Here is an 11,256-nt window from a genome sequence, read left to right on the forward strand (position 1 = left end):
GTGGACTACAATGGCATAACGTGAATAACGAAGCATTGAATCTGAACCAGCTAGTCAGGGACATGGGTCCCAACGAATTGAGGGCATACGCCAAACTGGGGCAGAAGCAGCATGACGAGGCGAACCGCGAGCTCGAGAGACGATGGCGCAGCTATGACGACATGCTGCCGAAAGACGACTTCGTATCCTTCATAGACAAGAAGTGACGGCACATACCGTTCACCGTGTATGATCCGTGACCATGCCGGTCTCAATACCGGCCATTTGCAAAGGCAAAGAGTAGAATGGCGACTATGACTGATCCGATTCCAAGCGCAGGCGAAACGACCATCATCGGTCTTCCTGCAATCACTGTACCGGTTACCTCCACCGGAGACCGTCCTCTGACCAAAGAGGATCTCGACACCATCATGCGCCTTGACGATGGTACGGCGCTGCTTATTTCCACCAGGGGAGCGGTATCCGGTTCGCGTTATCTCCTCGACGAAGACGAGATCACCGTGGGTCGTGACCCAAGTTCCGACATCCTGCTGGACGACTCCACCGTCTCCCGTACGCATGCGGTGTTCCGCCGTGTCAACGGCAATTATTCCGTCATCGACGCGGGTAGCCTGAATGGCACATATGTGAACCGGCAGCGCGTGAACAGCCAGGAGCTGAAGAACGGCGACGAGATCATTCTGGGCAAGTTCCGGCTTGTCTACTTCACCAATAAGGCCATCGTCGCTTGACGACTGCGCCCACATGCGCGTCACAGCTACGACGATGACGTGTCATCGATTTTAAAATCGCTCGTGTCTCGGCAAGAATGCGACACGGGCGATTTATCATATTCGGCATGGAATGGCGATTGATACGATATTATCCGGGAATGGTCGGATAATACGCAGGGGGAGTGACACATGCTTGATATTCTGCCAGCGTTGCTGTGGATAATAGCAGCCGTCATCGCAGTGAACATATGTTCGATTACCGCAATCCGAGGAAGATTTTTCTCAAAAGATCATCGCGACGTATATCCGGTACGCTGGTCGATCGTCGCCTTGCATTTCACGTCATTGATTTTCGGCGCGTTGCCATATCCGATATACGAGATGTTCAAAAACGGTTTCTCCGGTAGATTCCAGCGTTTCTATGAACATGTAGGTTGGCCGTCAGCAGTGCTGATGATTGCGCTGATCGCAGCCGAACTGGTGTTCATGTATCTGCAGGCGCGCAATGGAATGCATGGCGAGATGGAACGCAAACTCAGCCAGGCGGCGGGAGAATAAACCATCGAGAATCAACCCACCAGGCAACGATTCATACCTTCCGGCAGGTGCCTGCATGTGGGAAGAGGAGTATTGGGCGATGTTCCCGATATTCCTATTCTGACATAACGTACATTATCGGCGTTTTAGGAATGGCGGAATTCCAAGGAAAATAAAACCCTGATCATACGTTTCTGACATAACAGCCTTCTTGTATGATCAGGGCTTCACCATGCCGGACGCATTATCCTTAATACGGATTTCATCAGAATGCGTCCATAAAAAACACCTAAGCGAAATATTCCTCGACAGCTTGTGCGAGTCCATCCACGGAATCCAGAACGCGATACGCTCCATGAGCCTTGAGCTCGCCTGGCTCCGCGTAACCCCAGCCACAGCCTAGGCAATCAAGACCGCATGCCTTGGCGCCATCCGCGTCGGTCCATCGATCGCCGACCATCAGAGCCTTGTCTCCGGCATTCTCATCGAAACCGATGTGCTGGAATGCCCAACGAATCACCTGGTCCTTGTCAAGACGCGAATTGTCCTTGCTGGCACCGTAGATGCCATCGACCATGGTGTCCAGATGGAAATGCTCGCAAATCGGAATGCACTGATACTGGGGCTTGCAGCTGGCGATCGCCAGATAATACCCGTCGGCGCGAAGTTTTGCGAGCTGTTCGGGAATGCCGGTATAAATCGTATTGTTCAGGCGACCCGGCACTTTCGCCCCGGGATTGTTCGGATCGTCGAACACGGCCTCATCGGCATAATATTTGCGGTAGATCCGCACGCCCTCGTCAAGTCTGTCATCCGGAATGCCGTTGCGCTGCAATGATTCGCTGATGGCCGGGCCGATGAAGCGATGCAGTTCGTCATCATCCGGAACCGGGTATCCCATTTCCATGAACGTCTTGACGACACACCCGATGATGCCTGGATCGGATTTCGTGAGCGTGCCATCAAGGTCAAGCAGAACGACTTTCTTCGGATGTTCGGACATGGGTTCGACCTTCTCCCTGATTTGTTCTTGTCGGAGCAGTATTGATAACGATTATGCCCGGTCGCAATGACCGGGCATTCGTTCAGGTGTTGTTCAGACGCAAGACACAGAAAAGACTCACTCGTAATCCGGAAACCATCCATCACGATGCATCTGGAGACGCTTCTCCAACAATGCTTTCAGCTCGTCTTCGGTACGACGCTCCATGAGCATGTCCCAATGGGTGCGCGTCGGTTTGGTGATCTCATCGGCTTCGCTGTCATCGTCGCCTTCACGGTGGGCGACGGCGCCACAGCGGCACTCCCACTCGTCAGGGAACTCAGCGCCCTCGGCGAATGGCAGAATCGTACGATGTCCCTTCGGGCATATGTATGCGACGTCGGTTCGCGCCGCGAAATCCACGTTGTCATCAGATTCCAGCGACTTTGCGCCAATGCTCATGCCTCGTAGGCTGCGCTCTGCCATATTGCCTTTGCCTCCTTGGATTATCTGCTCACTCTAAGCTACAGAACAGTTCGGACGTGTCGTTTATTCCCTAATTTTCCCGCTACGAAAGCATCCATGCGATCAGTCGACGCCGGAATAAGCGACAATGCCGCGATTGATGCTTTCGTAGGCCTGTTTGGCGATTGGGGCAAGCGTTTCGGCCCGTTTGCCCAGATACGGACCCGCTACGGCGATCTGCTGCAACACGTCGGCGAGGCGTTTGCAGCTACGCACGAAATCGCCGCCGGTCAGATCGGTTCCGTACAGCACTCGAGACAGGTTCTCCCCCTGCGCCCATTCGTAGACGACGTCGGTGATTCCGAAATCAAGCTGACGCATCTCATCAAGTGCATGGTCCTCGCACAACATGGCGATTGACGCATGCACGCCCTTGAGTTGTGCCGCGCAGACCGCCACATTGCCCTGGATTCCGCCTGGATAATGGCGAGGCTCTCCCCCGCCGCCCCTGCGAGGCTCATATATCAGAGACATGACGACGCTGGCCAATTCGGCCGCATCAAGGCCGTCGAACGCACCATCGTCAATCGCCTGGGCGAGCACCAGATCGAGCTCACTGTACAAGTGACGCAATAGCTGGCCTTGCTCGGTAAGCCGATAATTTACCTGGCTATCGGCGCTTTCTTTGGATCGCTGGAGGTATCCGAGTTCCTCGAGCACGTTGCAGATGCGGTCGAACTGACGTGCGACCGAACCCGTGCGTGAATCATACCGGTTACGCACCCGTTCCAATTCGCGCATCTCACGCGCCCAACGATGCCCCCATTTAAGATGCTGCTGAATATCGGGACACTTCCGACAAGGATGTTCGCGTTCCTCCTCACGCAATTTCGCTATGCGTCTGTCAAGAGTCTTGAACGCCTCTCCGCGCGCCTTTTGCGTGCGGAAAACCTCATGCTTGAGTCTGCGACGCTCGTTCTTCTCCAAATCACTCAACCGCATGCGCAGGCGCATGAATTCCTTGAAATCGCCGAATTCGCAATCGAAGGCCTGCTCGTATCCGTCCAATGCCTTGCGGAGCGTCTCCATTTGTGCCTCAAGCTGCCATGCGGATTCATTGGCCTCCCACTGTGCGAACGAATGGTCGAGCGTGATGCGAGCAGTTTCGTAATCGCTGGAATTAAGCAGGTTCACCGCCATGTTGAAAGTCGGCTTGAAACTGGAATGCAACGGGTAGACACGCTTGCTGGACAGCGCGGCAGCGGTCGCCGGTATGAAGCCATGATGGTCCACGACCACCGCGTGTCCTATGGTGTCGATGCCCCGTCGACCCGCCCGGCCGGTCAACTGGGTAAACTCCCCCGGCGTCAAACCGACATGACCCGTGCCATCGAATTTCTCAAGCTTCTCCACCACCACACATCGTGCCGGCATGTTGATACCCAAGGCAAGCGTTTCCGTGGCGAAGACGACTTTCACCAAACCTTCTTCGAACAATCGCTCGACGATTTGGCGGAAAAGCGCGACCATGCCGGCGTGGTGTGGCGCGAATCCCTCTTCAAGCGCGAAGCGGAACTGTGAGAGATGTAGTGCCTTCAGATCCTCCTGACTGAGCTGACCTTCGACCATCTCATCGACGATACGACGGATACGACGAACCTCGTCATCGGTGGTGAGTTCAAGACCGGCATTGATGCATTGCTCCACTGCCTGATCGCAGCCGTTGCGGGAGAAGATGAAATAAATGCCCGGCAGTATGCCAAGGAAATTCAGCTCGTCGACCACCGCCCATCTACGGGGGGTGTGCCGTTCCGGTTTGCGGGAATGGTCGTTCCATTTACCACCCTTGCCGCCTTTGCGCTTGTCCGGACGCTGTTCTCCCCTGCGTCTGGCCGCCTTGCGGTCCAGCTGGTCGAGCCTGTTCACTAACTGCGCGTTGAGTTTGTCGGTCTGGTTGCCGTTTGCGTCCCTCCTGTACAAATCAATCAGTTCAGGTTCGGTATGGTCGTCCGCTTGGACAAGCACATGCTGCTCCAACGGCACGGGACGTTTTTCGGACACCACCAGCGTGGTGTCACCTCGGACGGATTCAATCCATTTGGAGAAATCCTCAACGTTCGATACCGTCGCGGACAATCCAATGATCTTCACATTCTGCGGCAGGTGAATGATCACCTCCTCCCATACCGGGCCACGGAACCGGTCGGCGAGGTAGTGGACTTCATCGAGGATCACATAACGCAATGCCTCCAGTGTCATGGAGTGCTCATACAGCATGTTACGCAGGACCTCGGTGGTCATGACCACGATATCCGCTTCAGAGTTGATGGACGTGTCACCGGTAAGCAGACCTACCTTATCCGGTCCATATGTCTCCACCAGATCATGGTATTTCTGATTGCTCAAAGCCTTGATCGGCGTCGTGTAGAAAGCTTTGACGTTGCGTTCCTGTGCCAGATAGATGGCGAAATCGGCGACGACCGTCTTGCCAGCTCCGGTAGGCGCCGCGACAAGCACGTTGTCGCCGGCTTCCAACGCCTCGTTGGCTTTGATCTGGAAATCATCCAGTTCGAACGGCATGGATTTGGCGAATCTGGAAGCGACCGATCTGCTCTTGAACTGTGTCTGCTTGAAGGCCGCGTACCGTTGTGCCGGTGATGGTTCGGCTGCTGCTTTGCTTGTTTGCTTGTCGATACCGTTGTTGCCGCGACGGCGATGATGAGTCATAGTTCCTTTTCGAATCAGTCGTTGAAATGTTTCCACACGGCCCACTGCTGGGCGTGACGGGTGCGTTTCTCCCCTTGACGCCGAATGACTTCAGCATGGGCGTCGGCATAATGATCCATCGCATCCTTAAGCGGTCGTGTGAAGAACGGTGCCGCGTCTTCCTCCACCTGTGGCAGCGGTTTGGACATGGCTCCAAAACGCTTGGACGCGCGTCCTCCGACTTTTGCGACGTTCTTGAAAGCCTGATAGCCGTGGATGCACGCGTACGCGCCGCCCGCGATCAATACCGCCAGCATGAACAGGACAAGCATCAGCCAAATCCACCAAGGCATAGGGCCTCCCGTCAATCTTCGCTCTCATGATCGCCGATGCTCAGCTCATGCTTCGCGCGGGCGATCATCATGGTACGCAGCGTCTCCGGCGCAACAGCCGTGATGTGACGCGCATGCGAGATACAGAATGCGACGTACCAGGAATCGGAGGAGACGATCAGATGGACCTTCTCGCCATCGCCACATTTTTCGACGGTGGCACCAGACAGACTGTCGATGAACGACAGGTCGTCCTGGTTTGTAATGAATACGGCCGGAGTGCCATTATCGAAGCTCCACTTACGCAGCTCGGATGCAGGAACGTCCGGAATGTCGACTTTTTCAGTCGGCTTGACCAACTCGGCATGTTCAATACGGGATATGCGCAGCACTTGCCAGATGCGCGGCTTGCCCGTGGCCTTGTTGATGGTCGTGTCCTTCTTGACGAACTTCGCCCTGTCCGCGGGAGCCGCGTTGAGCACATCCGTCCAGACCGCCACGTAATACACGCCCTCGTCGACGAAAATCTTGTCAGGCGCCACCAGTTTGCGTTGGATGCGTCCCGCGCCGTCCGTGTATTCCATGTCAAGCAGCATGTTTTTGGAGATGGCGCTTTTGACGATGGAGAAGTTTCTCGGCTCCATTTCGTAACCGGTGAGGCTCAGCCATGGCATATCCCCCGGCTTCACATGCTGACGCAAACGGCTATACAATGATTCCGCCTGTTCACGCAGTTTGTCTGGCAGCAGGGAGGAATGGGCGAGATAGCTCACCGATGCGGTCAACATGCTCAGATACTGCTGGGAGATTCCGGCAAGACGTTCGAGCCCAAGCGAATTCGTAGCGGAGACAATACCTTCGGCATCGAGCAGCGACCAATCAATGTCGAAGAACTGGCTTCCGGCCATTTCGCCGTCATCGGACACCGTGGTCAACGTATTGATGTCCTTATGGATGATGTTGACGAACTTCTTCAATTCGTCTTCGGACTTCGGCCTGCCGATGAAACGCTCGGCAAGCTCCTCCAGCGAGTATTCCTCCCCCATATGCGCGGACAGGAACAGCATCAAGCGCAGACGACGGTCGACTTCGCTGCCGGTCTGGAAAGCCGAATTCTTCTTCGGACGTCCCTTTCCTTCCTCGGCATCATCATCAGGACTGTTACGGTTGATTTCCGGGGAAACCACGGTGGAGCTGTCAGCGCCGGTGGATTCATCGGCTGGCAGGAACTGCGTGGCCGCATGCAGACGACGGTTGAACGCATCCACCGCCTCCGGAGGACTCACGATGGAGGCTCCCGGATGGGACAGCACGAACATGGCCAGATCGTCGGAATCGGTGTAGGCGACGTTCAGATGCTCGCCGTCGACATCCACCGTCGCGGCGAAACGCCGCTGATCCACCACTTTGACGAGTTCGTCTGGAATAGATTGCGTGCCAAGTCCCGGCGCGATGGAATCAAGCCCAAGCCCCGGAATCGGGGTCTGCGGCACGCGCGGCGCCGTACGGGAAGTGTGCTGAGGCTCATGCGCCGGTGCGGAGGAAATCGACATGGAGCGCGCAAGATAGTTCGCAGCTGCGAGAATCGGCAGATCACCGTCTCCGAACAGCAAACGCACGCGGGGCTCATCCCCCAATTGCAGACGATACGAAGCGAAATCCTGTCCCTCCGACTTGGAGGAATATTCAGGTTGCCTCGATTCGATGGCGATGCCCATGGCTGCCAGCTTGGCACGGTCACGCTGGAATTGCTTCGCGAAAGCCGCCTTCGCCGCTTGATCGGCAAGCTCGCCATATGAATCCGCGTAGGCCTTCACTCGTTGCGCGATCTGACGAGAGGTAAGCCATTGTGGGAAGGCTGAGGAGAGCACCGCCAACACATCAAGTTCGTGCTTGCCCCATTTGTCGGAAAAACGACGCCTACCGTTACTTCCCTCAGCCATTAGTCCTCACGTCTCGTTAACGTTTCGTTTTAAGTGCTTGGCCTCGTAAGCCGCACATACCATTCTATGATAGAGGTTTTTCGACCTGTTTGTGCCTATTTCACGAAAAAATATGGATTTTCGTGTTGCGCTACCCCCTTGGGTCAGACCCAATCATCTGGTTCCACACCTTGCGGACCGACATACTCGCCGTTCGGCACATAACTCGGCTCCCCCTGGTCTTTCAGGCGTGCGTCGCTGAACAACATCACATCCCTGCCGAAGGTCCAATCGCCGTCGATCTCAACGGATTTCGCAGCGGCCAGGGACGGCACTCCGTAGGGGAAACGGACGTCGAAATCGTGAATGTTCTTGTAGTATCGCGCATCCAAATGGACGTCCGGGAAGATGTAATTGCCGTCCTCCATCTCGTATTGGTCCGTCAAATGGAATCGATCGGACCGCATGATGAACAGGTCGTCGGTGGTTTTGACCGGAAGGAACCGCATGCGATCCACGCATACGCAGGTCGCCCCGTCGAACAGGGACACTGCGGCGCCCATGGCGGTTTCCAGCTGGATGACCGGCTCACTGGACGGGTCGGTCGGATCGACGGTCTTCCTGTTCCGAATCACCGGCAATGGAAGCACACCGTCGTATGCGGCGAGTTTCGCTTTCAGCGCATCGATGCGCACCCAGATGCTGTTCGTATTGAAATACGGATGCTTGTCGATGTTCTGTGCATCATCCCTGTCGTCCGGATGAACCTGGCTCATCTCTCGAAGCATCAGACGCCCCGTGGCCTTGTCCCGCACGATATGGCCGCCCTTGCGGTCGGCCGGGGTGCGCCTGGCGACCTCAATCATGAATGGGGCGCCGGTGTTCTCGAAATGCTGGGCAAGTGTGCGCGAAGGACGCGCACCCAGGTTGTCGGAATTCGAAATGAACAGGTATTTGAAGCCGCGTGCTTCAAGCGAGTCGAGCAGACCGGATTCCCAGATGGTGGAGAACAGGTCGCCATGACCCGGCGGACACCATTCAAGATCGGGATTCGAGGGAAAGCTGACCGGCAGCCCCGTTTCTGCACTGATTTTCGGTTCCTGATGCTGGACGATCTCCATCGGTATGCCATCCTGATGGAATTTCTTATTGGATCGCAGCACCTTCATGGTGTCTTTGGAGGTGCGGAAGGAGTTCATCAGAGTGAGCGGCAGCTCGACGCCAAGTCGGGTACGGGCGGTAAGCACCTGCCCGATGATGATGTCGATGAAACGCATCTGACGCGCCTTGTGACGACGCACCGGCAACAGCGACTTGGCGCAGTCAAGCCCCATCGAAGTGCCCAGACCGCCGTTGAGCTTCAGGAAAGCCGTCTTGGCGAATGCGTCGATGGCCTTCTCATGATTGATGGTCTCGTATACGTCGTGGAAGCTAGGGACGCTGGTCAGCGGCTCGACCTCGTTTTCGCGAATCCAGCTGCTGGCCTCTTCGTTACGCCAAACCTCATACAGACGCTTGAACTGGGCGATGGCCATATCAGTCATCCCGTGCTCTCTCATCTTCGCCGCCGAGAGATCGAATACGTCCTCTTCCGTCAATGTCATTCCCTTCCGTGCGGACGCGACTACGTGTTACATGATACGACATATCGTCTTGGATGGTTGGGTATTGCCCCGAATTCGCGATTTACAATGCTGCGAATACTGCTTGCGCAAATCGAAAATCCCTTGGAATCAACAACCTTCCGATTGCGCGACACGATGCGTTTTGAAAAAACGAACTAAGTATGCTATGTTTCATTTTCGGTGCGCTTCACACCGTTCGGACCATAGCGCAGTTTGGTAGCGCACTTGACTGGGGGTCAAGGGGTCGCGGGTTCAAATCCCGCTGGTCCGACCGAAAAACCCCGTCATTCCGCCGTTCTCACGGCATCGGAATGACGGGGTTTTCCGTACTCCAGGGGCGGTCAGGGGCGATGTACCGCGGATTCATTCCTTCGGGAATCAAAATCATCTTTATTCGCCGAGCAACCTACAGTGGCACCTCCTCCACCCCAATGACCTTCAGGCTGTAGAAATACTTGATGTTGTCCATACCGGTTCATTATGTGTCGCGGCGGGTCGTTCGCGAATCTTCCTCGCCCGACCATGAGAAAAAACGCCAGGCGCATGGTTCGGATGTAAATGTGAGAGGCTCGCCGATGTAGGCTGGAGCCCATCGTAGGAATCATATAAGGAGAAGGACGTGGAAGCTCGACAAGACGGTGGCCGACGCAGACGCGCTGTACAAGGTGACAAACGGGAAGGTTCAGAACGAGAAGACCTGCAAAAGCCTGTCCAAGGCCGTCAAATCCCGCGACGCCGACGCGATTGCCAGGGCCGTGAGAGCCGTGAACGATCCAAAGGCGGCGAAGGAGAAGTCGGGCGCCGAGGCCAGGGCGAAGGCCGAACGTGAGGCCGCCGAACAGGCGACGGGTTCGACGGGCGGCTCCGCCGGCTCGTACGCGTCCGGTAGCCCCAGAACCTACTCCGGCAACTCCGGCTTCTACGGCACGAAGCGGAATTACGAACAGTTGAACACCATCCAGGCATCACGGCAGAACCAGCAACAGTCGACCGGCGCATGCCCCAACGGCGCGGTGTGCGGGGCGAAGCCGGACATGAACAGTCATTCCATACTTGAATGCCCACTTACCGGATCCTGCTCCGGCGGTTCGGACGAGGCCTATTACTGGTGATCGTTCCGCGCCGGGCCGCATAGCCTCCGCTCCGATATGAATTCCCGGAGAGGAAACGGAGCGGAAGATGAACGGAAGGGCAATACGGCCAATCACGACCGCACGAACGTCATATCGTCAAGCCTATGGCGGACAAGTCTACGAGTGACGTAAAAGATTGCGGAATGCGCCTATGGAAAACCAACACAGCCAAGAACTCCGAGTACACGGCCATGGCGGTTCGCTGGAATAGAAAAATGTTTTATAGGCAAATATTTTTTATCTGCCATTCAGCGACATTTTCACAATGCATTGTTTGAGAATGCGACTCGCGTGCGACACTTCCGACACACAATGTTGATGTCATATGGCATAATAGTCATTTGGCAGCGGAACCTTGCGTTTGTGCTGCCGATCCCCCATGGTGTAATGGCAGCACACGGGTCTTTGGAACCCTTTGTCTTGGTTCGAGTCCAGGTGGGGGAGCCCACAGGGGAGGATTTCGCATACAAATGCGGAATCCTCTTTCATTTATAGATCATTAAAAAACGATTCGCAGGCAGCCGCGATCATTCAAACACTAATTAAAACTAGGTGCCCCCTGCACTGCGACGGGGTGATGCTCGCCATTACATGGATTGGCTACAATGTATTAGGCAGTCCGATGAGGGACGAATGACATGAGATTGGAGGCCGACGATGGCCGACCCGAAGCATCCCCGCCACTACGACGAGGCGTTCAAACGGCAGATCGTGCAGTCGTGCGAGAGCGGCAAGCCCTCCCGGGAGACCAGGGCCGAGTGCGACATCGCGCGATCGACCCTGCAGCGCTGGGTCCAGGGCATCCGCGACTGTGTTTTGTCAAGCGCTGGTGTGCCGTTTT

11 protein-coding genes and 2 tRNA genes are annotated in these 11,256 nt (G+C 55.8%); 7 read left to right on the forward strand and 6 right to left on the reverse strand.

Annotation, left to right across the window (positions count from 1 at the left end):
- Positions 1 to 20 precede the first annotated feature (20 nt).
- The 3 genes from OU26_RS10015 (at position 21) to OU26_RS01035 (ending at position 1,271) form a co-directional block, all read left to right on the forward strand.
- Positions 21 to 206 carry a hypothetical protein gene (locus OU26_RS10015; RefSeq protein WP_026646041.1) on the forward strand — a complete coding sequence of 62 codons (186 nt, stop codon included), beginning with the start codon at positions 21 to 23 and terminating at the stop codon, positions 204 to 206.
- A gap of 87 nt (positions 207 to 293) precedes the next feature.
- On the forward strand, positions 294 to 731 hold the full coding sequence (locus OU26_RS01030) for an FHA domain-containing protein (RefSeq protein WP_026646042.1): 438 nt from the start codon (positions 294 to 296) through the stop codon (positions 729 to 731).
- Positions 732 to 902: 171 nt separating this feature from the next.
- Positions 903 to 1,271 carry a hypothetical protein gene (locus OU26_RS01035; protein WP_026646043.1) on the forward strand — a complete coding sequence of 123 codons (369 nt, stop codon included), beginning with the start codon at positions 903 to 905 and terminating at the stop codon, positions 1,269 to 1,271.
- A gap of 268 nt (positions 1,272 to 1,539) precedes the next feature.
- Here OU26_RS01035 and OU26_RS01040 read toward each other — a convergent pair whose 3' ends face one another.
- The 6 genes from OU26_RS01040 to OU26_RS01065 form a co-directional block, all read right to left on the reverse strand.
- Positions 1,540 to 2,253 (reverse strand): HAD hydrolase-like protein, encoded by a 714-nt coding sequence (locus OU26_RS01040; RefSeq protein WP_026646044.1) that lies wholly within the window; start codon positions 2,251 to 2,253, stop codon positions 1,540 to 1,542.
- A gap of 117 nt (positions 2,254 to 2,370) precedes the next feature.
- The gene (locus OU26_RS01045; protein ID WP_026646045.1) at positions 2,371 to 2,718 is read right to left on the reverse strand and encodes an RNA polymerase-binding protein RbpA; all 348 of its coding nucleotides are present in this window, start codon (positions 2,716 to 2,718) and stop codon (positions 2,371 to 2,373) included.
- Between the two features lie 102 nt (positions 2,719 to 2,820).
- Positions 2,821 to 5,424, reverse strand: a complete 2,604-nt coding sequence (locus OU26_RS01050) for a DEAD/DEAH box helicase (RefSeq protein ID WP_033498788.1) — start codon at positions 5,422 to 5,424, stop codon at positions 2,821 to 2,823.
- Between the two features lie 14 nt (positions 5,425 to 5,438).
- Positions 5,439 to 5,756, reverse strand: coding sequence for a hypothetical protein (locus OU26_RS01055; RefSeq protein ID WP_026646047.1), 318 nt, complete (start codon positions 5,754 to 5,756; stop codon positions 5,439 to 5,441).
- Positions 5,757 to 5,767: 11 nt separating this feature from the next.
- Positions 5,768 to 7,678: a helix-turn-helix transcriptional regulator gene (locus OU26_RS01060; protein WP_026646048.1), complete on the reverse strand. Its 1,911-nt coding sequence runs from the start codon at positions 7,676 to 7,678 to the stop codon at positions 5,768 to 5,770.
- 143 nt (positions 7,679 to 7,821) lie between these two features.
- Complete coding sequence (locus tag OU26_RS01065; protein WP_026646049.1) at positions 7,822 to 9,261, reverse strand: UTP--glucose-1-phosphate uridylyltransferase; 1,440 nt, start codon at positions 9,259 to 9,261, stop codon at positions 7,822 to 7,824.
- Positions 9,262 to 9,479: 218 nt separating this feature from the next.
- On the opposite strand from OU26_RS01065, the gene OU26_RS01070 reads away from it, so the two are divergent.
- From OU26_RS01070 to OU26_RS01085, 4 genes are all read left to right on the forward strand, one after another.
- Positions 9,480 to 9,553 (forward strand) — tRNA-Pro (locus OU26_RS01070).
- Positions 9,554 to 9,920: 367 nt separating this feature from the next.
- Positions 9,921 to 10,394, forward strand: a complete 474-nt coding sequence (locus OU26_RS09595) for a hypothetical protein (protein ID WP_051592890.1) — start codon at positions 9,921 to 9,923, stop codon at positions 10,392 to 10,394.
- Between the two features lie 394 nt (positions 10,395 to 10,788).
- Positions 10,789 to 10,859, forward strand: a tRNA-Gln gene (locus OU26_RS01080).
- Positions 10,860 to 11,072: 213 nt separating this feature from the next.
- Positions 11,073 to 11,256 (forward strand): helix-turn-helix domain-containing protein (locus tag OU26_RS01085; protein ID WP_033498790.1); only part of this gene is annotated, 184 nt, incomplete at its 3' end.

Origin of the sequence: Bifidobacterium ruminantium DSM 6489 (genome assembly GCF_000770925.1) — a bacterium.
GTDB lineage: Bacteria > Actinomycetota > Actinomycetes > Actinomycetales > Bifidobacteriaceae > Bifidobacterium > Bifidobacterium ruminantium.